Source organism: Mesorhizobium sp. WSM4840, from assembly GCF_055811755.1.
The window spans coordinates 320,994-346,872 of sequence record NZ_JBVVQD010000001.1 but is presented as its reverse complement, the minus strand read 5'-3'; the positions used below and the strand labels follow the sequence as shown (position 1 = coordinate 346,872).

General features: G+C 63.0%; 21 protein-coding genes and 1 pseudogene. 9 read left to right on the top strand and 13 right to left on the bottom strand.

Features of this window, described 5'->3' with window-relative positions; genetic code table 11:
- Positions 1–48 precede the first annotated feature (48 nt).
- The 3 genes from AC0L3I_RS01825 to htpX form a co-directional block, all read right to left on the bottom strand.
- The gene (locus tag AC0L3I_RS01825) at positions 49–1,773 is read right to left on the bottom strand and encodes a heparinase II/III family protein (RefSeq protein WP_473525779.1); all 1,725 of its coding nucleotides are present in this window, start codon (positions 1,771–1,773) and stop codon (positions 49–51) included.
- Positions 1,774–1,912: 139 nt separating this feature from the next.
- Positions 1,913–3,307 (bottom strand): RsmB/NOP family class I SAM-dependent RNA methyltransferase, encoded by a 1,395-nt coding sequence (locus AC0L3I_RS01820; protein WP_473525778.1) that lies wholly within the window; start codon positions 3,305–3,307, stop codon positions 1,913–1,915.
- Entirely contained in the window at positions 3,298–4,323 is a 1,026-nt protein-coding gene (gene htpX / locus AC0L3I_RS01815) for a zinc metalloprotease HtpX (protein WP_473525777.1), read from the bottom strand. The genes AC0L3I_RS01820 and htpX overlap by 10 nt, the downstream gene beginning before the upstream one ends.
- A gap of 125 nt (positions 4,324–4,448) precedes the next feature.
- Between htpX and AC0L3I_RS01810 the strand changes: the two genes are divergently transcribed.
- On the top strand, positions 4,449–4,688 hold the full coding sequence (locus AC0L3I_RS01810; RefSeq protein WP_473525776.1) for a DUF1674 domain-containing protein: 240 nt from the start codon (positions 4,449–4,451) through the stop codon (positions 4,686–4,688).
- Between the two features lie 51 nt (positions 4,689–4,739).
- On the opposite strand, the gene AC0L3I_RS01805 is transcribed toward AC0L3I_RS01810, so the two are convergent.
- Positions 4,740–5,405 carry an HAD-IA family hydrolase gene (locus AC0L3I_RS01805; RefSeq protein ID WP_473525775.1) on the bottom strand — a complete coding sequence of 222 codons (666 nt, stop codon included), beginning with the start codon at positions 5,403–5,405 and terminating at the stop codon, positions 4,740–4,742.
- A 176-nt stretch (positions 5,406–5,581) separates the two neighbouring features.
- Here AC0L3I_RS01805 and AC0L3I_RS01800 point away from each other — a divergent pair, with 176 nt between their 5' ends.
- From AC0L3I_RS01800 to AC0L3I_RS01785, 4 genes are all read left to right on the top strand, one after another.
- Positions 5,582–6,451 (top strand): transglutaminase-like domain-containing protein, encoded by an 870-nt coding sequence (locus tag AC0L3I_RS01800; RefSeq protein WP_473525774.1) that lies wholly within the window; start codon positions 5,582–5,584, stop codon positions 6,449–6,451.
- A gap of 344 nt (positions 6,452–6,795) precedes the next feature.
- On the top strand, positions 6,796–8,157 hold the full coding sequence (locus tag AC0L3I_RS01795) for a TadE/TadG family type IV pilus assembly protein (RefSeq protein WP_473525773.1): 1,362 nt from the start codon (positions 6,796–6,798) through the stop codon (positions 8,155–8,157).
- A gap of 443 nt (positions 8,158–8,600) precedes the next feature.
- Positions 8,601–9,869 carry a class I SAM-dependent methyltransferase gene (locus AC0L3I_RS01790; RefSeq protein WP_473525772.1) on the top strand — a complete coding sequence of 423 codons (1,269 nt, stop codon included), beginning with the start codon at positions 8,601–8,603 and terminating at the stop codon, positions 9,867–9,869.
- A 518-nt stretch (positions 9,870–10,387) separates the two neighbouring features.
- Complete coding sequence (locus AC0L3I_RS01785; RefSeq protein ID WP_473525771.1) at positions 10,388–11,779, top strand: FAD-binding oxidoreductase; 1,392 nt, start codon at positions 10,388–10,390, stop codon at positions 11,777–11,779.
- Between the two features lie 459 nt (positions 11,780–12,238).
- On the opposite strand, the gene AC0L3I_RS01780 is transcribed toward AC0L3I_RS01785, so the two are convergent.
- Both AC0L3I_RS01780 and acs read right to left on the bottom strand, forming a co-directional pair.
- Positions 12,239–12,970 (bottom strand): MOSC domain-containing protein, encoded by a 732-nt coding sequence (locus AC0L3I_RS01780; RefSeq protein WP_473486237.1) that lies wholly within the window; start codon positions 12,968–12,970, stop codon positions 12,239–12,241.
- A gap of 4 nt (positions 12,971–12,974) precedes the next feature.
- Entirely contained in the window at positions 12,975–14,930 is a 1,956-nt protein-coding gene (gene acs / locus AC0L3I_RS01775; RefSeq protein WP_473486238.1) for an acetate--CoA ligase, read from the bottom strand.
- Positions 14,931–15,236: 306 nt separating this feature from the next.
- Between acs and AC0L3I_RS01770 the strand changes: the two genes are divergently transcribed.
- Positions 15,237–15,509: an usg protein gene (locus tag AC0L3I_RS01770; protein WP_065011174.1), complete on the top strand. Its 273-nt coding sequence runs from the start codon at positions 15,237–15,239 to the stop codon at positions 15,507–15,509.
- Positions 15,510–15,781: 272 nt separating this feature from the next.
- Here the strand turns inward: AC0L3I_RS01770 and AC0L3I_RS01765 are convergent, their stop codons facing one another.
- Positions 15,782–16,816 carry an aldo/keto reductase gene (locus tag AC0L3I_RS01765; RefSeq protein ID WP_473525770.1) on the bottom strand — a complete coding sequence of 345 codons (1,035 nt, stop codon included), beginning with the start codon at positions 16,814–16,816 and terminating at the stop codon, positions 15,782–15,784.
- Positions 16,817–16,862: 46 nt separating this feature from the next.
- On the bottom strand, positions 16,863–18,044 hold the full coding sequence (locus tag AC0L3I_RS01760; RefSeq protein ID WP_473486240.1) for an MFS transporter: 1,182 nt from the start codon (positions 18,042–18,044) through the stop codon (positions 16,863–16,865).
- Positions 18,045–18,182: 138 nt separating this feature from the next.
- Between AC0L3I_RS01760 and AC0L3I_RS01755 the strand changes: the two genes are divergently transcribed.
- Complete coding sequence (locus AC0L3I_RS01755; RefSeq protein WP_473525769.1) at positions 18,183–19,091, top strand: LysR family transcriptional regulator; 909 nt, start codon at positions 18,183–18,185, stop codon at positions 19,089–19,091.
- 53 nt (positions 19,092–19,144) lie between these two features.
- Here AC0L3I_RS01755 and AC0L3I_RS01750 read toward each other — a convergent pair.
- The 4 genes and pseudogenes from AC0L3I_RS01750 to AC0L3I_RS01735 form a co-directional block, all read right to left on the bottom strand.
- A pseudogene (locus tag AC0L3I_RS01750) lies at positions 19,145–20,205 on the bottom strand (aldo/keto reductase).
- A gap of 73 nt (positions 20,206–20,278) precedes the next feature.
- Positions 20,279–20,680 (bottom strand): PIN domain-containing protein, encoded by a 402-nt coding sequence (locus tag AC0L3I_RS01745; protein WP_473525768.1) that lies wholly within the window; start codon positions 20,678–20,680, stop codon positions 20,279–20,281.
- Positions 20,680–20,934 (bottom strand): type II toxin-antitoxin system Phd/YefM family antitoxin, encoded by a 255-nt coding sequence (locus AC0L3I_RS01740; protein ID WP_123151235.1) that lies wholly within the window; start codon positions 20,932–20,934, stop codon positions 20,680–20,682. The genes AC0L3I_RS01745 and AC0L3I_RS01740 overlap by 1 nt, the downstream gene beginning before the upstream one ends.
- 92 nt (positions 20,935–21,026) lie before the next feature.
- Positions 21,027–21,689, bottom strand: coding sequence for a YggS family pyridoxal phosphate-dependent enzyme (locus AC0L3I_RS01735; RefSeq protein ID WP_473525767.1), 663 nt, complete (start codon positions 21,687–21,689; stop codon positions 21,027–21,029).
- Between the two features lie 146 nt (positions 21,690–21,835).
- On the opposite strand from AC0L3I_RS01735, the gene leuS reads away from it, so the two are divergent.
- Together leuS and lptE are read left to right on the top strand one after the other, a co-directional pair.
- Positions 21,836–24,460, top strand: a complete 2,625-nt coding sequence (leuS, locus tag AC0L3I_RS01730) for a leucine--tRNA ligase (RefSeq protein ID WP_473525766.1) — start codon at positions 21,836–21,838, stop codon at positions 24,458–24,460.
- A complete protein-coding gene (gene lptE, locus AC0L3I_RS01725) occupies positions 24,447–25,034 on the top strand; it encodes an LPS assembly lipoprotein LptE (protein ID WP_473525765.1) in 588 nt (195 codons plus the stop codon). Before leuS ends, lptE begins: the two co-directional genes overlap by 14 nt.
- A gap of 127 nt (positions 25,035–25,161) precedes the next feature.
- Here lptE and fsa read toward each other — a convergent pair whose 3' ends face one another.
- A complete protein-coding gene (gene fsa / locus AC0L3I_RS01720; RefSeq protein WP_473525764.1) occupies positions 25,162–25,815 on the bottom strand; it encodes a fructose-6-phosphate aldolase in 654 nt (217 codons plus the stop codon).
- Between the last annotated feature and the right edge of the window lie 64 nt (positions 25,816–25,879).

Genomic DNA, 25,879 nt, shown 5'->3' with positions numbered 1-25,879 from the left:
CCGTAGCACATGAGGCCTGGAAATCAAACTGCGAGGCTAACCGCAGTCTCAGCTTTTTGCGACCTGACCGGCGATCACCGTTCGCGTCAGCTGCCAATGGACTTCGGAAACCTCCGATGCCTTGAAGGCCAGCACGATCTGCCGGCTGCGGCGCGGGCCGCCCAAACCGGCGAAGTAGATGGATTCCTCGACCTCGGGCGCTACCTCGGTGCAGGTGAACACCCACGTGTCGGCCTGTTCGGCGGTCAGCACCAGGCGGCCGTGCTCGTCCTGGAGCAGGCCTATGGCGGGATGGATGTGGAAGCGCACCGTGACGAAATCGCGGCCGTTGTTGCGGATCGCAGCATTGCCCGGCCGCAGAAAGCGATCCCTGCCGGCAAGCACATTGCCGTTCGTCGACAATTTCAGCTCGCGCTCATGCAGCAGGCCGAAGCGCGCGACATAGCCGTCGTGGCGAGCCAGGAAACCCTGGCTGCCTGGCTGGTCGGTGCGCTTGCAAGATACATGCTGCGGGCCGCCGATCAACGGTGTGCCGAGCAGATCGTTGACTCGCAGCGAATGGCTGAAACGCGCCGACGAGGTGTCGTTGAGGGTGGCGGTCGAGTGGGCGGCCGTGGCGCGGGCAAGCGGCCGGAATTCGGCGGCGCCATAGGTGTCGACGCCGGCATTGACGACATAATGCTGGCGGCCGGAGGACAATTCGAAAGCCAGGCATCCGGCGTGCGCCGCGTTGGAAACGTCGATTGGGGGCGGCGGGCCGGTATCGGCGATCACAGTGACGCCGCCCATTGAGAGGCGCTCGTAGCCTGAATGCGGCGCGTGCAGCAAAGGCGCGCCGGCGGTGTCGTCGTGGCGCAGAATGGTGGCAATGCGGTCGTGGATGGTCGCGCCCATGCCGTTAAAGCGGGCGAGGCTGCCGTCCTGGTGGCGAAAGAAACGCAGCGCCGGCAGCATACGGTCGATGGCGCCCATCAGCGCCGCCGGCGGCGTTTCGGCTTGATTGGCATAGGTCTGGCGCAGCGGCAGAAGGTCGGCGAGGATTTCAAGAACGGTTATCGGATTGCGGGAAATGTGGCCGCCATCCGGCAGAATCTGGCGATCGAGCTCATCGGCGAGGCTGCGGGTCGCACCGCGCAGCGCCGATGCCGGCGCCGGCAGCGACAGAGCGGCAAAAGCGAGCGCGATGCGGGCGCGCAGCCTGTCCTTGCCGTCCGGCATCTCGCGTGCCATCGCCCTGAGATAGCGGATCTGCATGGCAAGCGATTTCAGGAAGGCCCGGTAGAAGGGAAATTCAGCGCCCTGCAGCACCACCGAGGAATGCTGCAGCCAGGCAATGACGCGCTTGGCCGTCGTGCCAGGCTCCCAGGCGACACCGGAAATGTTGCTGCCGTGCATGGCAATCCAGTCGGAGACCAGCGCTCGGGCATTGGCGGCGGCGAGCTCGGTGCCGGCGGCGCGCATATGGCGCAGCCAGCGAAAGCCGTGCAGGGCCTTTTGCCAGCCGGGATTGGCCACGGCGATCTGGAAGGGCGACTTGCCGCCGGTCTCGACCATATGTCCCGACAGCGGATAGCGGCCATAGTAGATCTCGAGCGCAATCTGCGGGTCGGCCAGGCGCAGGTCCGGCGGAGCGATCAACACACGTTCCGGCGTGCGGCCGGAATAGCGCCAGCGATAGAGTGGCCCGGCACGCAGGCGCCGGCGCGTCTTGCGCCAGAACTCCTTCGCGACAAGCGTCCATAGACGCGTCGTGCTGCCGGCAGCGATCGCCAAAAGCCCTCCTCATACCTCTCAACCCGAAGACAAGTTATATGATTCAAGAACTTATGCGAAGGCGAATTCCATGGAGACCTTGGAAGTTCAGCCTGTTTTCCGCAGGATTTTCCCTAAAACAGTCTTCAAATTCTCAGCGTTAGCCGGCTCTGCGCATGCGGGCGGCGAAGAAGCCGTCCAGGCCGGACCGTTCCGGTGAGCCGAGCTCCAGATCGGCGGGTGTGGTGCGTAGCGTGCCTTGCGGCGTCAGGAAGGGATCGATGCCGGCGATCTCGCCTGGGCGGAGCGGATCGTCGACGATATCAGTCGTTCCGGCGAGGAAGGCGCGGTGAAGCGCCTCGCCTTCGAGCGGGTCGAGCGAACAGTTGGAAAAGACGACGCGCCCGCCGGGCTTGACCAGGGTGACGGCGCGGGCGAGCAGCCTTCGCTGCAGATCGGCGAGCTTTTCGATGTCGGCCGCCGTCTTCGTCCAGGGCACGTCGGGATGCCGCCGCACCGTGCCGGTCGAAGAACAGGGTGCATCGAGGAGGACGGCGTCGAACAGTTGTTCCGGCTCGTATTTGAGCAGATCGGCCTGGACGATCTCTGCGGACAGGCCAAGCCGTTCGAGATTCTGCGACAGCCGCGCCAACCGGTTCTTCGAGGAATCAATCGCGGTGACCGTGGCGCCGCCGAGAATGAGCTGAGCGGTCTTGCCGCCGGGGGCGGCGCAGAGGTCGGCGACGCGCAAACCCCTGATGTCGCCGAAGAGCCGGGCCGGAAGGCTGGCGGCGGCATCCTGAACCCACCAGGCGCCGTCTTCGAAGCCGGGCAGTTCGGTGACGGAGGCGCTGAGCTTTTCCACGCGCACCGTGCCGGTCGGCAGCACGATGCCGCCGAGCCGCTCGGCCCACAGCTCGGGATCTGACTTGACGGTGAAGTCGACCGGCGCCTCGTACCGATGAGCGGCGAGGATTTGCCTGGTCTTGTCGACGCCATAGGCGGCCTTCAGCCGGTCGGAAAACCACTTCGGCGCCTCGTCGGTACCGGCAAGCGCTGCAGCCAACTCGGCCTGCTTGGACCGCGCCAGCGTGCGCAGCACGCCGTTGACGAGACCGGAGAAGCGCACCGTGCGCGGATCGGACTTGGCGTGGGTCACGGCAAGGTCGACGGCGGCGCTGTCGGGAATATCGAGGAACAGGATCTGCGCCGCCGCCACATGCAGAATATGCGAAAGCACGGTGGCATTGGGCGGCAACGGCTTTTCCAGGCGGCGGGCCAGCAACCCTGATATTGTCATGCGGAAGCGCAGCGCAGTGACCAGTATGGCGCGCACCAGCGCCCGGTCGCGCAGGTCGAGCGCCTTGTACTGCGGATGGCCGTTCTCGTGGTCGGTCAGCCCATCAAGCGGCGTTTTGGCATCGATGACGGCGGCGAGCAGCCGGGCAGCCGCCTTGCGCGCGGCGAGACCGGCAACGGGCTCGCCGGGGCTCACTGCATTGTTTTCGTGATCGCCTGAAATTCGGTGCCGGCGTTTCGCTTCGCTCACGACCACGGACCCTTGGGTCCGGTCGGATTGCGGCCCCAAGGATTTGGCTTCGGCGGGGCCGGTTGCGCCGGCGGCTGCTCAGGCTGCTGTGTTGCCTTCTCCCACGGGCCCGATGGCGATTGTTCGTCGGCCTGTCGTGGGCGCGACACTGGGGTCACGTCGGATGAGCCGCCACCGACCATATCCCGCGCCATCGCCTGCAAGGCCGCGATACGGTTGTCGGTGTTCGGGTGGGTGGAAAACAGACTGTCCATGCGCTCGCCGGAAAGAGGATTGATGATGAAGAGGTGGGCGGTCGCCGGATTGCGCTCTGCATCCGGGTTGCGGATGCGTTCGGCGCCACGGGCGATTTTGTCAAGCGCCGAGGCAAGCCAAAGCGGCTGTCCACAGATCTCGGCGCCGCGCCGGTCGGCCTCGTATTCGCGGGTGCGGCTGATCGCCATCTGCACAATCATCGCGGCAAACGGTGCCACGATCATCGCCACCAGCACGCCAATAATGCCGAAGGAATTGTTGTTGTCGCGGTTGCCGCCGAAAAAGAAGGCGAAATTGCCGAGCATCGAGATCGCGCCGGCAAGCGTGGCGACGATCGTCATGGTCAGCGTATCGCGGTGCTGCACATGGGCGAGCTCGTGCGCCATCACCGCCGCGACCTCCTCATGCGACAGTTGCTGCAGCAGCCCGGTGGTGGCGGCGACCGCGGCATTCTGCGGGTTTCGGCCGGTGGCGAAGGCGTTGGGCTGCGGGTTGTCGATCAGATAGGTTTTCGGCATCGGCAGGCCGGCCTGTCTGGCGAGGCTCTGCACGATGGCGTAATATTCCGGGGCGTTCCTTTCGTCGACCTCGACGGCGCGGTTCATCGACAGCACCATCTTGTCGGCGTTCCAATAGCTGAACAGGTTCATGCCGGCGGCAATCAGCAAGGCGATCATCATGCCGCCCGTTCCGCCGATCAGATAGCCGACGCCCATGAACAGCGCGGTCATCGCGGCCAAAAGCATGGCGGTGCGAAGTGTGTTCATCGTCTGCTCCCGTTTCTGCCGGCCCTGCGTAAAAGGGGTCGATCCCTATCGGCTCATCGCTATATGATGGGAAACATGCGGCCCTGTTTCAATTGGGGCCGGTTTCAATCCGCCGGGAATATCGCATGATTGACGAAACCAGTAGAACAGGCGAAACCAGCAATACAAACGCCGGCTCCGGTCACGGCGCGCCGCAAAAAACGCTGACGCCGGCAGCCCGCCGCGCTTTGGCGGAAGCGGAAGCCCGGCGCGAACACTATCGCCAGCAGGAAGCCGCGATGCCCCGGGAGATCGGCGGCCGTGGCGGCAAGGAGCCCGGCCGCTATGACGACTGGGAAGTGAAGGGCCTGACCAGCGATTTCTAAGGGTATGTTGATATTCAAGTGATGCCGGCCTGACCTGAATCTCAACATACCCTAAGCCGCAGCGCGCTCCGCAGCGAGGACAATCCAGCCGCGGTCGTCGACCGTGATGCCCAGCCCGGCATAAGAGGCGATCGCAGCATGCGGCGTTTGCAATGGATGCTGGTGGGTGGCGCTGATCACAACGACCGTGGCTCCTGCGGCCTCGGCCGCCGATATGCCGGCAGGCGCATCTTCGAAAACGAGGCAGTCGCGCGCATCGACGCCCAGCCGCTCGGCCGCCAGCCGGAAGCAATCCGGCGCTGGCTTGCCGCGGGAAACGTCCTCGGCCGCGACAAGGATGGCGGGACGCGGGATGCCGGCGGCGGCGATGCGCAGGAGAGCCAGCTCGCGCGGCGCCGAAGTGACGATGGCCCAGCGCTCGGGCGGCAGCGACGCCAGAAACGCCGCTGCGCCGGCGATCGGAAGGATGCCGTCGATATCGGCCGCCTCGGCCTGCAGAAGCGCATCGGCTTCGCGCATCGGGTCCACGCCTGGAAGCGCCAGCCGCGCGATGGTCTCGATTGCCCGCACGCCGTGGATCGTCGGCAGGAATGCGGCAACGTCGAGATCTTGCCGTCGTGCCCAATCTGCCCAGACCCTTTCTGCCGCGGCGATCGAATTGACCACCGTGCCGTCCATGTCGAACAGCAGGGCTGCGAATTTTCTGCCTGCGAACATCTGCTATCCCGGGTTGTTTCGGAAGGGACCAAAAGCCTGTCGATCGACCGTAACGTCGCATCGGCGGCATGGGAAGGCGCGAGATCGCCTTTTTCGACAAGACCAGGGAACCACGGCCGGCCATCTCGCGTTAACCTAATCGTCTTCCACAACACTCAAAAAAGAGGGGAACCGCGATGCTGATTCGGCTCGGCTACGAAATCGCCATTGACTGCGCTGAAGCCACCCCGGTGATTTCGCTGCTCGAGATCCATAAGGACCGCCAGGCCGACATCAAGCGGCAGACCCGCGTGCTGACCTCGCCTTCCGTCCCAACCCAGCTCTATCACGATCTTTATGGCAACGCCTGCCGCCGCTTCACGGCGCCCGGCGGCAGCTTTCGCATTCTTTACGATGCCGTTGTCGAGGACAGCGGCGAGGCCGACGAGGTCAACCCGCTGGCCAGGGAAGTGCCGGTGACGGAGTTGCCCGACGATGTGCTCTGCTATCTGCTCGGCAGCCGCTATTGCGAGACCGATCATCTCAGTGATCTGGCCTGGCAGGTTTTCGGCCCTGTTCCATCCGGCTGGGCGCGGGTGCAGGCGATCGTCGACTATGTCCACAACCGTCTGTCGTTCGGTTACGGCTATGCGCGCCCAACCCGCACGGCGGCGCAAGCGCATGAGGAGCGCGTCGGCGTCTGTCGCGACTTCGCTCATCTGGCGATCACGCTCTGCCGCTGCATGAACATTCCCGCCCGCTACGCAAACGGCTATCTCGGCGACATCGGCGTGCCGGTCGACCCGGCTCCGATGGATTTTTCGGCGTGGCTGGAAGTGTTCCTCGACGGCAAATGGTACACGTTCGATCCCCGCCATAACATGCCGAGGATCGGCCGGGTCGTCATCGCGCGCGGTCGCGACGCGACCGACGTGCCGCTGCTGCACAGTTTCGGCCCGCACCGGCTCAGCCTGTTCAAGGTCTGGACCTACGAGCAGGAAAGCAATCTGTTCAGCCCGCCCCATCGCGGCGTCGACAGAACCGTCACCGCGCAGATGCTGGCATAAAAGCGCAAGCGCGAACGGCCTGCGACCGTTGTTACGATCATCCGGGCCGTCGTACAGGTCCGATGCGCCTGATCCGCTTCGGCACAGCCCGCCTGTGCCGGAGCGGGATCGAGTCCTTGTGCTCCACGGCAGACATCGGGATCATGGTAAGCGCTTCGTAAACGAAACTGCCGCAGCGGCTTGTCGTTTACCGGCTATTCACCTTGCCGCATTTCGAAACCAAGCAGAAACAACGGTTTGACAATGAGCCGGTAGCTGTTGGTCCCTTCGCGGCGCCATACGGCCGGAATCCTGCAATGCGGCCTTCACACGGCCTTGAGGTCGTGGCGAATGGAGTCGGAAGCATGCGGCATTTTGGGGGTCTTTTTCACGCAATCGGCAGCGTTGCCGGGGATCGCAGCGGAAATTTAGCGGTTCTGTTCGGCATGGTTGCGTCGGTGCTGGCGCTGGGCGTCGGCTTTGCCGTCAATATTTCCCAACTCTACAACGCCAAGTCGAGTTTGCAGGGCGTGATCGATGCGGCGGTGACGTCTACTGCACGCGACCTGACGACCGGCGTCATCAAGGAAGCCGATGCCAACAAGTCGGTGCAGGCGTTTCTCGATGCCAACAGCCGAGCGGGCATCCTGCAGGCTGATCGGATCGTCCTCGACAAATTGACCATCGACAGGACCGCCAAGACGGTTCAGGCGGACGTCCATGTCGATCTCGGCCTTTATTTTCCGCTTTTCAGCATGGGTGACATGAAGCGCGTTGCCGCACCGACGACAGCGCTCTATTCGGACAAGACGATCGAAGTGGCGATGATGCTCGACGTCACAGGGTCGATGGCCGGCCAGAAAATCATCGATCTGAGGACAGCTGCAGCGAACGCGGTCGACAGCTTCCTGGACGGCCAGGACTCCTCCAACCCCCGGGTGCGTGTCTCCATCGTACCATACGCCAATTCGGTGAATGCCGGCGCGCTTGCCGCCAGCAGCGTCTATGTCGAAACCTCGACCAGCCAGCGCAAGCAAGCGCCAGGCAATGGCGCCATACAGTACGTCTCCGGCTTAACGCGTCCGGATAATTGCGCCACCGAGCGCAAAGGCACCTATCAATATTCGGATGCAGGCCCCGAGGTCAGCATGGTCAATCGCGATCACCTGTTGTCGTCCTTTGCCTGGCAGACCGGCACGGCTGCCTGCCCGGCCGCCGCGTTGAAGCCGCTGACGGCGGACGCCGCGGCGCTCAAGAACGTCATCAAGACCTTTGTCGCATCGGGCGGCACCTCGGGCCATATCGGCGTGCAGTGGAGCTGGTACATGCTTTCGGAAAGCTGGGGCAGCGTGATGAATGCTTCGCAGCGGCCGGCCAAGGCGGATCCGAACAAGGTCGCCAAAATCGCGATCCTGATGACCGACGGCGAGTTCAACCTGTCCTATTTCGATGCCGCCACTGTCGGTGAGGTCTACAATGATGCCGGCAAGGAACCGACCCGCACGGCAGCCAAGACGCTCTGTACCGCCATGCGCGCCAAGGGCATCGAAATCTTCACCATCGGTTTCGATCTCAACGAAGAGATTGCCCAGGCGACACTGCACAATTGCGCGAGCCCGGATACCGCCAAGATCAAGCACTTCTATCAGGCCGCCAACGGGACGGAACTCAACCAGGCTTTCCAGGACATAGCGCACAACATCGAAAGCCTGGCATTGACCAAATAGAGGGCATTGACCAGAGAGGATCCGGACAAGAAAAAGGGCCGCCGCTTCTTTCGAAGTCGGCGGCCTTCCGTGTTTCCGTCCATGGCGCGGCTCATGGCGGCGACGTGTCACTTAAAGTGTTAAAGTGCTGGAGCGTCCTTTGCGCGTCCAAAGGACGCGCGGCGCTCCAGGCGTCGCCGGCCGCGCATCTCGCGCCTTAACGGGAAGACTGCTTCCCGAAAGTGCAATCCGCTGAGGCCACGTTCTGGAAAACGAAATCACTCGACATCGGATCACCTCCTTTCGATTTGTTGAAGACGCCCCCATGATGGGGTGTCGATCCGCAAATGGCAAGCCGCCATCTCGAAAATGCGGTGCACGTTTGCCGCTACTGCTTGCGGCTATCCGATCGGACAGGCAAAGTCGCTGCCGGACCACCAGCGGGATGAGTAGGAAGGACGGGGATGGAGGCAGCCGACAGAGCCGCACGGATCGTTCGAACGGTTATCGAGACGTTGAAGCCGGGTTTCGCGGTCAAGCTGTGGAACGGCGAGCGGATCGGCCCCGCCACCGGCCCGGTGGTCACCATCAACGACCAGGACATCGTCTGGCAGGTGATGCGCCGGCCCAACCTCTCGACGCTGATCGAAATGTGGATCTCCAAGACCATCGACGTGGAAGACGGGTCGCTGTTCGATTTCTACGCTCTGCCTGCGCACGGCAAGCTCAGGACGAAGCTCAAGTCGTTGCCTAAGCTCGCGGTCCTGCGCGACCTGCCGGCCGTGCTGTTTTCGCGAAAGCAGATGACGGCGCGGACCGACCTTTCCGGCCGCAACCCCTTCGTCAGCGGGTCGAACAGGCAAGCAATCCAGCACCACTACGACATTTCGAACGCCTTCTACCGGCTCTTCCTCGACGAACGCATGGTCTATAGCTGCGGCTATTTCACCGATTTCGCCAATGGCATCGACCAGGCGCAGAAAGACAAGCTCGACCATATCTGCCGCAAGCTCCGGCTGAAGCCCGGCGAAAGGCTGCTCGACATCGGCTGCGGCTGGGGAGCCATGCTCATGCATGCCGCGAAAAATTATGGCGTCGTCGGCCATGGCGTCTCGCTGTCGGAAGCCCAGACTGAGCTCGCCCGCGAGCGCATCCGTGCCGAGGGACTGGAGGATCGCATCACCATCGAGATAAAGTCCTATGCCGAGCTGTCCGGCCACTTCGACAAGATCTCGTCGATCGGCATGTTCGAGCATCTCGGGCTGGCCAACCACGCCGCCTATTTCTCGACCATTCATCGCTTGCTCAAACCGGGCGGCATCTATCTGCATCACGCCATCACCCGGCGCGACAAGGGCAGCGTCAAGAAGACCTTGCGCAAGGGCCCGGAATTCAAGGCGCTGATCAAATACATCTTTCCCGGCGGTGAGCTCGACACGATCGGCATGACGCTTGGCAATCTCGAAGCGCACGGCTTTCTTGTCTACGATGTCGAGAATTTGCGCGAGCACTACGCCAGCACCTGCCGCCTGTGGGCCGAGCGCCTCCACGCACGCTTCGACGAAGCGATCGCCGAGGTCGGCGAAGCCAAGGCGCGCCTCTGGCTGCTTTATCTCACCGGCTGTTCGATCACTTTCGAACGCGGCTCGGCGCAGATTTTCCAGACCGTCGTCACCAAGCGCGCGCGGGGCCCGAGCGGCCTGCCGCCGACGCGGGCGGATTTGTACCGGTAGTTGGTTTAGGTTGTGAACTCATAAACGTAACGGCTCAGCGGTTAGTCTTTGACGCCTTGGTTGCTGCAAGAAGCGCTGCGAAAGTCTGCTGGGGTCATTTTGAAGAGAGCGTCGCCAGCGGCGTCGGGTGAAACCGGATTGCCCTGCGCAGAGACGACTGCCGTCGAAGGCTGGTCATCACAGCTGCAGACGATCCAACTCGCTCCGCCGAACGTTCTGTTCGCTGGACCAGTTTCGCACTTCATCGGCGGAGACGATGCTATTTGCGGTGCCTCCGCCCGCCCTATCCCGGCGGCAAACAGGCCTAGCATCACCAAACGCAACAGTGCAGCCATAGGCCAAAAGTGTGCCGCACCAAAGCGCAGACTGCGCAAGGCCGCGCACCAGACGCGGTGGCGCGTCTGCTGATCTGATCGAGGGTGTTTTGGCACATCACAACCCCGCCCGCTGGTGTTATGCTGCCTTTCGCCTCCGAGGCTTGGTCAATGCTGACGTGCGACGAGGCTGAGGAGGGGGACATGGCAGTGACGGAGCTTCAAAACCGCAGTGGCGTGCGGATTGGCACTGATCTTATCGATGAGTTCGCCGTCGGGTTGGCTGGACGCTTAATCCGGCCCGCTGATGCCGACTACGACGAGGCGCGCCGGATTTGGAACGCCGCAATCGACCGGCATCCGGGATTGGTTTCACGTTGCCTCGGCGTCGCCGATGTAATCCACACGGTGAAATTCGCCGCCAGAAACGACCTTCTCGTCGCGGTCCGTGGGGGCGGTCACAATGTCGCCGGGCGGGCACTATGCGACAACGGCATTGTTGTCGATCTCTCCGCCATGCGTGGCGTGCTGGTTGAACCCAAGACGCGCACCGTGCGGGTGCAAGGCGGTGCGACGCTTGGCGACCTCGACCGCGAGACACATCTGCATGGGCTGGCGGTGCCGGTCGGCGTCGTGTCGAAGACCGGCGTTGCCGGGCTGACACTCGGCGGCGGCGTGGGCTGGCTGGTCCGCAAGCACGGGCTGAGTTGCGACAACGTGATCTCGTTTGAGCTGGTGACGGCTGAGGGACGCCTGCTGACGGCCAGCGCAGAAGAACACCCCGACCTTTTCTGGGCCCTACGCGGCGGAGGCGGCAATTTCGGCATCGTCACCTGCTTCACCTTCCGCGCGCAGCAAATATCGTCGGTGTTCGGCGGCCTGATTGTTCACGGCCGCGACAAGGCCCGCGAGGTGCTGCGCTTCTATCGCGACTTCATGGCCACGGCACCGGAGGAACTGACTGCCTACGCGGCCATGTTGACGACGCCGGACGGCATGCCGGCGGTCGGCATAGTCGCATGCTGGTGCGGTGACATGGAAGAAGGTGCACGCGTGCTGGCGCCGCTGCGAGCTTTCGGTCCGCCGCTGGTCGACGCCATACAGCCAATGCCCTACCCGTCGATGCAGAAGCTGCTGGACGGGGCGTTCCCGGACGGCACCCACAATTACTGGAAGGCGAGCTTCGTTCCGCAACTTACCGATACGGTCATCGACCTGCTTGTTGAGCATGGAAACCGCATGGAGTCGCCTCTCTCGGCCTGTCTCGTGGAGTTCTACGGCGGCGCGCCGGGCCGGGTCAGTCGCACGGACTCTGCCTTCGCCCAGCGGAACGCGGAATACAACATTGGGATGACCGCGCAGTGGACGGATCCGGCCGAAAGCGAAAGGCATATAGCCTGGGTGCAGGCCATGTACAATGCGTTCGAGCCGCATTCGAGTGGCATGCACCTTCTCAACTTTCAGAGCGAACCCGCGGACCAGGTGATCCGTGCCTCCTTCGGTGATAATTACAGTCGGCTTGCCGAGGTGAAGCGGAAATATGATCCCATGAATTTTTTCAGCCTCAACCAAAACATCTCGGCCGCGGCACACTAGCTGCCCCTCATTAAGATCCGGGGGTTATCGACGCGTTCCTTCGGGATGGTCAGTGTGAATGCAGCATATGGATACGCCGACGAATTGCCTCGTCCACGGTGGATAGGTCGGCGCGGTGATTAGCGGCTGCGAGGTCGCTGACATAGGCCAATGGTTGCCAACGATCTTGATCCTTGCTGCGCTCATTATGGTGCCGTTCGGTTGGTATTGGCGCAAGCTTCTGGATACGAACGTGAGGGCAGGGCGTGCCGCTGACAGTTGCCCGGCTGTACGGGCGCGAAGGTGAGGTCGCGCGAGAAGGCAATCGTCCGGCTCGTCGCGGCGCGTTCGGCATGGCCCAACCGGACTAATAAGCGCGTCGCGTCTGAAAGGATTCACGCGACGCGCGACGCGCTTTAAGTCCTTGTTTTTATACATGTCGTTATCCCAAAACCGCTGCGCACTTTTGGGCAACATGCATTAGACCAACCGCATCGTCTCGCCGATTTCGACGCGGGCTGGCCGGTCGACCGTGCAGTAGACGCCGAGATTATGCGCGTTGTGACGGACCAGATTGCGCAGGATTGCCGGATCGTGGTCGAAACCATCCTGTGCGATGATGGTGAAGCCGCATCGGCGGCACGGCTCCGAGATCGTCAACAGCAGGTCGCCGATCGCCAACTTGCGACCGATCCATTCCGTCTCCGGGAATGATCCCTCGACCGCCGGCATGTCGACGACGATGTTGGGGCGGAACCGGCGCGGGTCGGCGGTGCCGTCGGGATGCAGCGCCTTCAGGCGCGCCAGCGAAGCGGTGGTCAGGAGGTGGATGGGGGCCTTGCGGTAACGCTCCACGGTCAGGGGACCGGCGTAATCCGGCGCAGCATCTTCCCGGCGAAACGGCCGGATCGAGGCTTCGAAGCCGAGAAAGGCGGAAACAGCGCGGTCGCTTTCGGCTCCAGGCGCTGGCAGCCAATCGCTCTGTGGCGTCGCGATCTCCAGTTCGCGGGCTTGCGACAACCGGGTCCGGATGCGTGGCACCTTGTGCCATTTCGCCTCGCGGTCGGGCCGTGCGATTTCATTATTCGAGGCATCGACAAGGCCGAACAGGCGGTCGCCATCGATGGTTTCCAGACCGACCGAGATCACCTCCAGGCATTCGCCAGCGAGCGAACTCGCCGGATAGCGCCAAAGCCCGGTGACGGCACCCAATGCATCAGGCCCTCTTGTTCTGCCGGTTGGCGACGAGGTCGTCGACGACCGCCGGGTCGGCCAGCGTCGAGGTATCGCCGAGCGCGGCAAAATCGTCCTCGGCGATCTTGCGCAGGATGCGCCGCATGATCTTGCCGGAACGGGTTTTCGGCAGGCCGGGAGCGAACTGGATCTTGTCGGGCGTGGCGATGGCGCCGATGTCCTTGCGGACATGGGCGACGAGTTCCTTGCGCAACTCTTCGCCCGGCTTCTCACCGGCCATCAATGTGACGTAGCAGTAGATGCCCTGGCCCTTGATGTCGTGCGGATAGCCGACGACGGCGGCTTCCGAGACTTTCTCGTGTGAAACCAGTGCTGATTCGACCTCGGCCGTGCCCATGCGGTGGCCGGAGACGTTGATGACGTCGTCGACGCGACCGGTAATCCAGTAGTAGCCATCGGCGTCGCGGCGGCAGCCGTCACCGGTAAAGTACTTGCCCTTGTAGGTGGAAAAATAAGTCTGCACGAAGCGCTCGTGGTCGCCATAGACAGTGCGCATCTGGCCCGGCCACGAATCGGTGATGCAGAGGTTGCCGCTTGCAACGCCTTCCAGCACCTTGCCGTCACCGTCGACCAGTTGCGGCTTGACGCCGAAGAAGGGCCGCGTCGCGGACCCTGCCTTCAGGTCAGTGGCACCGGGCAGCGGCGTGATCAGGATGCCGCCAGTCTCGGTCTGCCACCAGGTGTCGACGATCGGCACCTTGCCGTTGCCGACGAGGTTGAAATACCACTCCCAGGCTTCCGGGTTGATCGGCTCGCCGACGGTGCCCAGCACGCGCAGCGATTTGCGCGACGTCCTGGTGACATGGGCGTCGCCCGCGCCCATCAAGGCGCGCAACGCCGTCGGGGCGGTGTAGAAGATGTTGACCTTGTGCTTGTCGATGACCTCCCAGAAGCGGGACTGCGACGGATAGTTAGGCACGCCTTCGAACATCAGCGTGGTGGCGCCGTTGGCGAGCGGCCCGTAGACGATATAGCTGTGGCCGGTGACCCAGCCGACATCGGCGGTGCACCAGTAGATGTCGCCATCATGGTAGTCGAAGACATATTGGTGGGTCATCGAGACATAGACGAGATAGCCGGCCGTGGTGTGCAGCACGCCCTTCGGCTTGCCGGTCGAGCCTGATGTGTAGAGGATGAACAAAGGGTCCTCGGCCTTCATCTTCTCCGGCTTGCACTCCGCCTTCACCGAAGCGATCTCGTCGTGGTACCAGACGTCGCGCCCCGGAGCCCAGCCAACCTTGCCGCCGGTGCGGCGCACGACGACGACCTTGTTGACCATCACGAAATTCTTCGCGGCGATGTCGATCGCCTTGTCGGTGTTGTCTTTCAACGGAATCGGCTTGCCGCCGCGCAGGCCTTCATCGGTGGTGATGACGAAAGTCGATTCGCAGTCGACGATGCGGCCGGCCAATGCATCCGGCGAGAAGCCGCCAAAGACCACCGAATGGATGGCGCCGATGCGCGTGCAGGCAAGCATCGCGTAGGCCGTTTCAGGGATCATCGGCATGTAGATGGTAACGCGGTCGCCCTTCTTGACGCCGTGCTTCTTCATCACATTGGCGAGCCGGCAGACATGCTCGTAAAGCTCGCTATAGGTGATCTTCCTGTCGTCGTAGGGATTGTCGCCTTCCCAGACGATGGCGGTCTGGTCGCCGCGCTTCTTCAGATGCCGGTCGATGCAGTTCCAGGAAACGTTGGTCTCGCCGTCCTCGAACCATTTGATCGAGACCTTGCCGTTGAAGGAGGTGTTCTTGACCTTGCTGTAGGGCTTGAACCAGTCGATGCGCTTGCCGTGCTTGCCCCAGAACTTGTCCGGGTTCTTCACGCTCTCGGCATACCATTTCAAATAGGTGTCATTGTCGATCAGTGCGTTCTTCTTCCACGCCGGCTGGACGCGATGGACATGAACCTCGGACATTTTTTCACTTTCCTCCCAAGACCAAGCCGCCCGGCTTGACCGCCGTCGGCATCACGGCGAAGCGGCCGCGAATTCGCGCGCATTATTAACAGTTCCGCGGTGACGGCAATATTAGACGTTGGATTTGCGCGGCGGGATGCCGCAGACGCTTTCTTCACTGTTATCAGCACTCGGGTTGGATCGCTGCTAACTACATGTTTTTGCGTCGTAAACCCGGCCTCAGCTACGAAATATCAATAGACGATTAAGCGAATTGCGCGCACAATTTCAAATTGGGAGGAAAGGAGAATCAACCAGGGGACCGCGATGCGCGACCATTCCGAAATGGACCTGATGCTCAAGGGCTACGGCTTGACCACGGCCAAGATCCTTTATCATTTTCCCGATCATCCGCATCTGCTGCAGAGCTTCATCTGGCAGGACTACGACATCGCTCCGAAATTTCCGGTGCTGATCCGGTTCATCGAGTTCTGGCAGACCAAGCTCGACGGCCCGCTGCATTCGGTGAGCTATACGCACCAGAAGCTGATCGCGCCTAACGAATGGCACAAGGTGGACGGCGAGTTCGTGCTGCATTAGGGCGTGTCGATATTCAGGTGAGGCCGGCCTGCGAATGGCGGTTTCCTGCGCTTACCTACAGCGCCGCGCGCCCTATTGGGCGGGCAAAGGACGCTGTAGAACTTTGATTTTGCGCATGACCTTTCCGAAATCGATCTCGATTTCGGGGTCATGCGCGGGCTCACCTACTTTAAGTACGCTCCGCTCCGGTTCTCGGAAGCCACCATTCTCGGCGCGGCCTGACCTAAATCTCAACACGCCCTATCCCCGGACGTTTGATGTATCGAGCGGGGTCAGACCGCGGGCGGGCTGAGCCTGGCGAAGGCTTCCTGCCGGCGATACGGAAAATGCGGATAGGGCGCGGTGACCGCGCTTGCCGCGTCGAGCTTCTTCATCTGGTCTGATGTCAATGACCAACCGACGGCGCCGAGGTTCTGGCGCAGCTGCTCCTCGTTGCGCGCGCCGATGATGACAGAGGCGACGGTCGGCCGCTGCAGTAACCAGTTGATGGCGATCTGCGGCACCGTCTTGCCGGTTTCCTTGGCGACAGTGTCGAGCGCATCGACGACCCGGTAGAGTTGCTCGTCCTCGACCGGTGGCCCGAAGCCTGCGGTGTCGTGCAACCGGCTTGTTTCCGGCAGTGGCTCGCCGCGGCGGATCTTGCCGGTCAGGCGGCCCCAGCCGAGCGGGCTCCACACCAGCGCGCCAACGCCCTGGTCGAGGCCGAGCGGCATCAGCTCCCATTCATAGTCGCGCCCGACCAGCGAATAATAGACCTGATGGGCAACGTAGCGTGGGTAGCCGTGCTTGTCCGCCAGGCCGAGCGATTTCATTACTTGCCACCCGGAAAAGTTGGAAACGCCGACATAGCGCAGCTTGCCGGCGCGCACGAGACTGTCCAGCGTCGACAGCACCTCCTCGATCGGCGTTGCGGCGTCGAAAGCGTGCAGTTGCAGCAGGTCGATGTATTCGGTGCCGAGACGCCTCAGCGCATCCTCGACGGCCTTGATGAGACGCGAGCGGGAAGAGCCGGCATCGTTGGGACCGTCGCCCGTCGGCAGCGAGGTCTTGGTCGAGATCAGCACGGCATCGCGGCGGCCCTTGATGGCCGCGCCGAGCACCTCCTCGGAGGCGCCATTCGAATAGACGTCGGCGGTGTCGAACAGGTTGACGCCGGCCTCAAGGCAGATGTCGACCAGCCGCCGCGCTTCCGTCGCATCGCTGTTGCCCCAGGCGCCGAACAGCGGCCCCGAACCGCCGAAGGTTCCAGCGCCGAACGAGAGCGCCGGGACCTTCAGACCCGAGGCGCCAAGACGTCGATAATCCATGGTTTTGCTCCTTGTATCGAAGGGTGGTTGGATTTGTTTGGGATCGTCACGACCGGGCGGATGCCGGTGCGCCGAGCTCCGAGCTGCGGTCGAGGCGCAGCGCTAATCCCGCCACGGCCAGTGCGGAGAGCGGCAGCAGGGCGGCGACCCAGCTGACGGCGCCGAGGCCGGGGCCATGGGCGATCACCACGCCGCCGAGCCAGGCGCCGGCGGCGTTGCCGAGGTTGAAGGCGGCGATATTGAAGGATGAGGCCAGGCTCTGGCCGGCGCCTTCAGCCTTTTCCAGCACCCACATCTGCAGCGGCGCCACGGTGGCGAAGGCGGCGGCGCCGAGCAGGCCGACATAGATGACGGCCATCACCTGGCTGTGCAGGGCGAAGGTCATCGTGCCGAGCACCAGCGCCAGCACAACGAGACTGCCGAGGACGGAAGGCACCAGCCAGCGGTCGGCGAACTTACCGCCAAGCAGATTGCCGGCGATGAGGCCGCCGCCAAAGACCAGCAGGATCGGCGACACGGCTGCTTCCCCAAAACCGGTGATCTCGGTCAGCAGGGGAGCGATATAGGTGAAGACGGCGAAGACGCCGGCATAGCCAAGCACGGTGGTGGCGAAGCCAAGCAGGACCGGCGCGCGGCCGAGCACGGCGAGATCGCCGCTCAGGTTGCTCTTCTCAGGCGCTGCCTGGCTGCGCGGCACCAGCAGGAGAATGATGGCGAAGGCGACGATGCCGACCAGGGTTACCGCCCAGAAGGTCGCCCGCCAGCCGAAGGCCTGGCCGAGCCAGGTGCCGAAGGGCACGCCGAGGATGTTTGCGATGGTCAGGCCGGTGAACATCAGGGCGATCGCCGAGGCCTTCTTGTTTGGCGCCACCAGCCCGGTCGCAACGACCGAACCAACGCCGAAGAACGTGCCGTGGGCAAAGGCGGTGAGCACGCGGGCAGCCATCAGTGTCCAGTAGTCGGGGGCGAGCGCGCAGGCGAGATTGCCCAGCGTGAAGATCGCCATCAGCGCCAGAAGCACGGTCTTGCGCGGCCAGCGGCCGGTGGCGATCGTCAGCAGCGGCGCGCCGATGACGACACCGAGCGCATAGCCGGAAATCAACTGGCCGGCGGCCGAGATCGAGACTCCGAGATCGGTGCTGACGTCGAGCAGCAGGCCCATGATGACGAATTCGGTGACACCGATGCCGAAGGCACCGGCGGCGAGGGCGTAAAGAGCAAGAGGCATGGCGGTTCCCATTTCGATGACAGCCAGTGTTGAAGACGGGACGCCGTGTCCTCCCACGCCCCGTCCCGGAAGATCGTGTCGCGGCGTGCTGTGAACCAGCCTTGCGCAGGGCACATTGTCTGTGAAATAGATTCACGAATGGCGAGACCCGACATCAACCGCTCCGGCGAGATCGAAGTGTTTGTCCGCGTCGTTGAGGCGGGGAGTTTTTCGGCCGCCGCTCGCGCGTTGCGGATGACGCCGTCGGCAGTGAGCAAACTGATTGCGCGGCTTGAGGCGCGTCTTGGCGCGGGGCTGATCAGCCGTTCGACACGCAAGCTGCAACTGACACCGGAGGGCGCGGCCTTCTTCGACAGCGGCGTGCGCATCCTGGCCGACATGGCGGCAGCCGAGCGCGAGGCGGCGGCCGGCGCCGCCCCGCGCGGTCGGCTGCGGGTCAACAGCTACGTGCCCTTCGGGCAGCACCGGCTGATCCCGCTTTTGCCGCGTTTCCTCGAACGCTATCCGGAAATCACCATCGATCTGGTTTTGACCGATCATGTCATCGACCTGATGGAGGAGCGCGCCGATGTCGCGATCCGCGCCGGGCCGCTCGGCGAATCACGGTTGGTGGCGCGCAAGCTCGGGCAAAGTCCGGTGGTGGTCGTCGCTGCGCCGTCCTACCTCAGGACGCACGGCATCCCCCGGACGCCGGCCGATCTCGATCGCCACAATCGGATGGGTTTCTGTTTCGTGCGCCATGTCGATGATTGGCCATTCGTCGACGCGGCCGGCGAGGCCGTTCTCGTTCCGATAACCGGAAATGCGCTGGTCAGCGATGGCGAGGCGATGCGGCAGATGGCGCTTTCGGGGGCGGGCATCGCCCGGCTGGCGCGCTGGCATGTGGAACCCGACATCGCCGCCGGGCGGCTGGTACCGCTTCTGGAGGCCTTCAACCCAGGCGACGAGGAGCGTACCCACGCCGTCTATGTCGGACAGGGCAAGCATTTGCCGGCGCGGGTGCGGGCCTTTCTCGACTTTCTGGTCGAGACGGTCCGCCTGACCTGAGCTAAAGAAGATCGGAGCCAAAGAAGATCGGGAACCGGTCGGCTCCCGAAACATCAATCGAGGTGAGATTGAACTACCTTTTCGGCGCAAAGGGCGCCGGCCGCCTGACGCTCGAGCATCCAGCCCGGATATTCGGCCGGCAGCGCGCTGACCTCGTCGAGACGAGCAAGATCGTCGGTGTCGAGCTTCAACTCGGTGGCGGCGAGGTTCCGTTCGAGCTGCTCCATGCGGCTGGCGCCGATGATCACGCTCATCACGAAGGGTTTGGCGAGCACATAGCTCAGCGCGACCGTGGCGACGCTGACGCCATGCTTGCCGGCGATCTCGCGCATGACGGCGACCGCCGCCCAGGCGCGGTCCTCATTTACAGGCGGGAAATTGAAGCTGGCGCGGCGGCCTTCGCCATTGCCGGGCGCGCCGGGTCCGTATTTGCCGGAAAGCAGCCCGCCCGCCATCGGCGACCAGACCATCAGTCCAAGCTTCTCCTCGTTGAGCAGCGGAACGATCTCGCGCTCCAGGTCGCGGCCGGCGATCGAATAGTAGGACTGGACGGTCTCAAAACGGGCGAAGCCCTTGCGTTCGGCGATGCCCAATGCCTTGGCGATGCGCCAGGCCGCCCAGTTCGAAACGCCGACATAGCGGACCTTGCCGCTGGCAACCAGATCGTCGAGCGCCCGCAGCGTCTCATCGATCGGCGTCACCGTGTCGGTGCCGTGAAGCTGATAGAGACCGATATGGTCGAGCTGCAGCCGCTCGAGACTGCCCTCGACCGAACCCATGATGTGGCCGCGCGAGGAACCGCGCTGGTTGGGGCCGTCGCCCATGGCGCCATGGACCTGGTGGCGATGATCACATCCTGCCGGTTGATGCCGAGATTCCGCAGCGACTGGCCGAGAAGCCGTTCCGATGCGCCGAAGGAATAGACGTCAGCGGTGTCGGAGAAATTGACGCCGGCGGCGAGCGAGCTCTGGACGATCCTGTCGACGCCGTCCTGGTCGAGGCTGGCGATCAGGCCCCATTGGTCGTTTTCGCCGGCGGCGCCGAAGGTCATGGTGCCCAGGCAAAGTTCGGAGACGAACCCGGCCAATATAGGAACGATACGTTCCGTTTCCATTCGTTGGCATAACGGCCTAGTGGTTCTGGACCAAGCTCCGCGACCGACGATCCGGCGGGGTGGGGGAAACAGGTCAGATTGTCCAAGGATTGAGGACCGTCACCCCGGTATCGTCGAAATAGGCGACGTTTCGCGTAACCAGAATGAGGTCGTGGACGAGCGCGGTCGCGGCGATGAGCGTGTCGGCGCTGCCTCGCGTGCGGCCAGCCGAGATGCGACCCCACGACAACGCGACATCTTCAGTAACCGCAAGGATGCGGTCGGCATTGTCCCGCCGAAGCTCTCGCAGCCACAGATCGAGGCGCGTTGCCCGTTCGGGATCGACCTTGCGCAGCTTGACGATCCCGCGTTCGATCTCCCCGAGCGTGATGACACTGAGATTGACCGAATCCGGATCCACTGAAGCTAGCCACGCGGTAGTCTTGGGCAAGCGTCGTTCCACATCCGAAACGATGTTCGTGTCGAGCAGGTACATCAGAGGTCGATGTCGCGGATCATCGTATCCGAGCGACGGTTGACCTCTTCGGCGAAATCATCATCCCAGACGGGACCGGTCAGAAGATATTCTGCCAGTGACTTCTTTTTTCCCGACAAGCGGTCATAGTCTTCGGCAGAAAGCACCACCGCCGCGCGCTCGCCACGCAGGGTCACCGTCTGCGGTCCCTCGCTGCGCGCGCGCTGAACCACTTTGGAAAAGTTGTTTTTCGCATCCTGAAGATGCCAGTTCATGGGTCGCTCTCCTAGCTAGCTTGGCTAGATATATGCCTGACGCGCCCGACTATCAAGGTTGATCGCTAAACTGCCGCTAAACGAAATGTCCGCTAACGGCTGCCGAAGATCGCCGAGCCGATCCTGACACTTGTCGCGCCGAAGGCGATCGCGGTTTCGTAGTCGCCGGACATACCCATCGAAAGCTCCTCCACACGTGCCCCCGTGCTGAGCTTTTCCAGCAGCGCGAAATGCGGACCGGGATTCTCGTCGGCCGGCGGGATGCACATCAGGCCTTCGATGGCGAGGCCATGGACGTCGCGGCAGCGGGTGACGAAGGCGACAGCCTCGCGCGGCTCGATCCCTGCCTTTTGTGGTTCCGAGCCGGTGTTGACCTGAACGTAGAATTTTGGTGACCGGCCTTGTCTGGCGATTTCCTTGGCGAGTTCGGCCGCGATCTTCTCCCGATCGACCGACTCGATGACGTCGAACAGCGCGACCGCTTCCTTCGCCTTGTTCGATTGCAGCGGACCGATCAGATGCAGCTCGATGTCGGGGAAGTCCTCCTTCAGCGCCGGCCATTTGGCTTGTGCTTCCTGGACGCGGTTCTCGCCGAAGACGCGCTGGCCGGCGTCGATGACCGGGCGGATATCGTTGGCGCTGAAGGTCTTCGAGACCGCGACCAGCCTCACCGCGCCGGCTTGCCGTCCTGCCTCGCGCTCGGCGGCGGCGATCCTCGCCTTGACCGTGAAAAACTGTTCGACGGCGCTCGCCATGCCTATATCCTGACTCTGGTTTTTGTCCTGGCCGGAGCGTCGCAGTTGACGGGTCCGGCAATCCATGGTGAACACCGCGACGACATTTCCTGAGCCGCCGGGCATGTCCGGCTGTTCGCGCATGCTTTTTAAGTGAAAAACACCCGATGGCAACCGAACGATACAATCCGCGCGCATCAGAGCCCAAATGGCAGAAGGCCTGGGACGCCAAGAAGCTGTTCGAAGCTGACAACGACGACCCGCGTCCGAAATACTACGTACTCGAAATGTTCCCCTATCCGTCGGGGCGCATCCATATCGGCCATACCCGCAACTACACGATGGGCGACGTGGTTGCGCGCTACAAGCGTGCCAAGGGTTTCAACGTGCTGCACCCGATGGGCTGGGACGCCTTCGGCATGCCGGCCGAGAACGCGGCGATGCAGAACAAGGTCCATCCCAAGGACTGGACCTATCAGAACATCGCCGCCATGCGCGAACAGCTCAAGGTCATGGGCCTGTCGCTCGACTGGGCACGCGAATTCGCCACCTGCGATGTCGACTACTACCACCGCCAGCAGATGTTGTTCCTCGATTTCGTCGAGAAGGGGCTGGTGACGCGCAAATCCTCCAAGGTCAACTGGGATCCGGAGGACATGACGGTGCTTGCCAACGAGCAGGTCATCGACGGACGCGGCTGGCGCTCGGGCGCGCTGGTCGAACAGCGCGAGCTGACGCAGTGGTTCTTCAAGATCACCGACTATGCGCAGGATCTGCTGGACTCGCTGGAAGGCCTCGACGAATGGCCGGAAAAAGTGAAGCTGATGCAGGCGAACTGGATCGGCCGTTCGGAAGGCCTGCTGATCCGCTGGCCGCTGGCCACTCCAGTCGATGGCGAAGATGAGCTGGAGGTCTACACGACGCGGCCCGACACCATCTTCGGCGCCTCCTTCATGGCGGTCGCAGCTGATCATCCGCTGGCGAAGAAGGCGGCCGAAAGCAATCCGGCGCTGGCCAAGTTCATCGACGAGGTTCGCCATATGGGCACTTCAGTGGCGGCACTGGAGACAGCCGAGAAGAGGGGTTTCGATACCGGCATCCGCGTCGTCCATCCGTTCGACGCGAACTGGACGCTGCCTGTCTATGTCGCCAATTTCGTGCTGATGGAGTACGGCACCGGCGCCATCTTCGGCTGCCCGTCCGGTGACCAGCGCGACCTCGATTTCGCTAACAGATACGGCCTGCCGGTCATTCCGGTGGTGATGCCGGAAGGCGAGAATCAGGGAAACTTCCAGATCATCGACGAGGCCTATGTCGGCGACGGCGTGATGATCAATTCGCGCTTCCTCGACGGCATGAAGCCTGATCAGGCGTTCGACGAGGTGGCGAAGCTGCTGGAACAAAAGACTATCGGCAATCGGCCGGTGGCTGAGCGCAAGGTCAACTTCCGCCTGCGCGACTGGGGCATTTCGCGCCAGCGCTACTGGGGCTGTCCGATCCCGATGATCCACTGCGAGGATTGCGGCGTGATGCCGGTGCCGAAAGCGGATCTGCCGGTCAAGCTGCCGGACGACATCGAGTTCGACCGGCCGGGCAATCCGCTCGATCGCCATCCGACATGGCGGCATGTCAAATGTCCGCAATGCGGCAAGGATGCACGCCGCGAAACCGACACGATGGACACGTTCGTCGATTCGTCCTGGTATTTCGCGCGCTTTACCGCGCCCTGGGCGAACGACCCGACCGATCCCAAGGCAGCTACCGAATGGCTGCCGGTCGACCAGTATATAGGCGGCATCGAGCACGCCATTTTGCACCTGCTCTATTCGCGCTTCTTCACCCGCGCCATGCGCGAGACCGGCCATGTCGATCTCGCCGAGCCGTTCAGGGGCCTGTTCACGCAAGGCATGGTGGTGCACGAGACCTATCGGGTCGGCGGTGGCTCGAACAGCCGCTGGCTTGCACCCAGCGAGGTGCGGCTGGAGGACGTCGACGGCAAGCGCCGCGCCGTCGAAATCGCGACCGGCGAAGAGGCGGTAATCGGCCCGCTCGAAAAAATGTCGAAGTCGAAGAAGAACACGGTGAGCCCGGAAGAGATCACCGACGGCTACGGCGCCGACACCGCGCGCTGGTTCATGCTGTCGGACTCACCACCCGAGCGTGATGTCGAATGGACCGACGAGGGTGCTGCCGGCGCGCATCGCTTCATTCAGCGCATCTGGCGGCTGGTGTCGACGGCTGCCGAATCGCTCGCCGGCAGCCAACCGGCAGCGGCGAAGGAGGGCGAGGCAGGGACTGTGTCCAAGGCCGCGCACAAGATCCTGAAATCAGTCGGCGAGGATATCGAAAAGCTCGCCTTCAACCGCGCTATCGCCCGCATCTACGAACTCGCCAATGCGCTCACCACGCCGCTCAACGAGGCGGCTGAAGGCAAGGCCGCCCCGGCGCTCAAGGCTGCCTGTCGGCAAGCCGTCGACATCCTCGTGCATCTGATTGCGCCGGTCATGCCGCATCTGGCCGAAGAGTGCTGGCAGACGCTCGGCGGCACCGATCTTGTCGCCGAACGGCCCTGGCCTGTCTATGAGCCGTCGCTTGTCGTCGACAACGAGATCCTGCTGCCGGTTCAGGTCAACGGCAAGAAGCGCGGTGATTTGACAATTGCCCGCGACGCGGACCAAGGTGCCGTCGAAAAAGCGGTTCTGGCTCTCGACTTCGTGCAGAAAGCGCTCGAAGGTAAGGCACCGCGCAAGGTGATCATCGTCCCGCAGAGGATCGTCAATGTCGTTGCCTGATCCGAGGAAGACAGAAGTGACGCATTTGCTGCGCCGTATCGCGCTGTATGGCCTGGTCGCTTCGGTTGCGCTGGTTTCGGCCTGCACGGTGCGCCCGCTCTATTCGAGCGCGCCGCTGTCGGCCGGCTCGCAAGTCGGGGCTGCCGCCGAACTCGGGTCCATCGCGGTCAAGCCGGTCAACACCCGCTACGCCCAGCAGGTCCGCAACAATCTGATCTTCGCGCTCGGCCAGGGTGCGGGCGAGCCGGCTTCGCCCGCCTATTCGCTCGATCTCGGCGTTACCGAACTTGTTGAATCCGCTGCAACCGTGCAGGTCTCGACCGATGACGACGAGCCAACCGCGGGCACGGTGACACTGACCGCGAACTATGTGCTGACCGACGCCAAGACCGGCGCGACGATCGCGACCGGCAGGCGCTCGATAGCGTCGTCCTTCGACAGGCCCCGTCAGGAATTTGCCTCCTACCGGGCGCAAATCGACGCCGAGAACCGCGCGGCGCGCGAACTGGCGGACCTGCTGCGCCTGTCGATCGCCCAGAATCTGGTCAAGCACGGCAGGACGGTGGCGGGTTAAAACTTTTCGGCCGGGATCGATACGTTCCGGCTACCGTCGAGGTCCAGTTGCTCGCGCACAAAAAAGGCCGATTGCTCGGCCTTTTTACGGGAACGCGGCGTCTTAATTTCAGCCGACCTTCTGGATTTCAGCCGATCTTCTGGCCGGTCTTGGCCCAGTCGGTGAGGAACTGCTCCAGGCCCTTGTCGGTCAGCGGATGCTTGACCAGCGCCTTCAGCGTCGCCGGCGGCGCGGTGATGACGTCGGCGCCGATCAGTGCGGCCTGCTTGACGTGGTTCACCGTGCGCACCGAGGCGGTCAGGATCTCGGTCTGGAAATCATAGTTGTCGTAGATGGTGCGGATGTCCGAGATCAGTTCCATGCCGTCCCAGCCGCTGTCGTCGATGCGGCCGACGAAGGGCGAGATGAAGGAGGCGCCGGCCTTGGCGGCGAGCAGCGCCTGGGTGGCCGAGAAGCAGAGCGTGACATTGACCATGCGGCCGTCCGACCGGATGTCCTTGCAGGCCTTCAGGCCGTCGAGCGTCAGCGGCACCTTGATGCAGACATTGTCGGCGATCCTGGCCAGGATCTTGGCCTCCGCCATCATGTCCTTGTATTCGGTGGCGACGACTTCGGCCGAGACCGGGCCCTTGACGATCTCGCAGATCTCTCTGGTGACGTCGGCGATCTTGCCGCCGGATTTGAGGATCAGCGAAGGATTGGTGGTAACGCCGTCGAGCAGCCCCAGATCGTTCAGGTCACGGATTTCATTGACATCGGCGGTGTCGACAAAAAATTTCATGGCGGGGTCTCCTGAAGATTTCGCATCGGCCCGAAAATCGTAACCGATTTTCGGGAAGCACGAT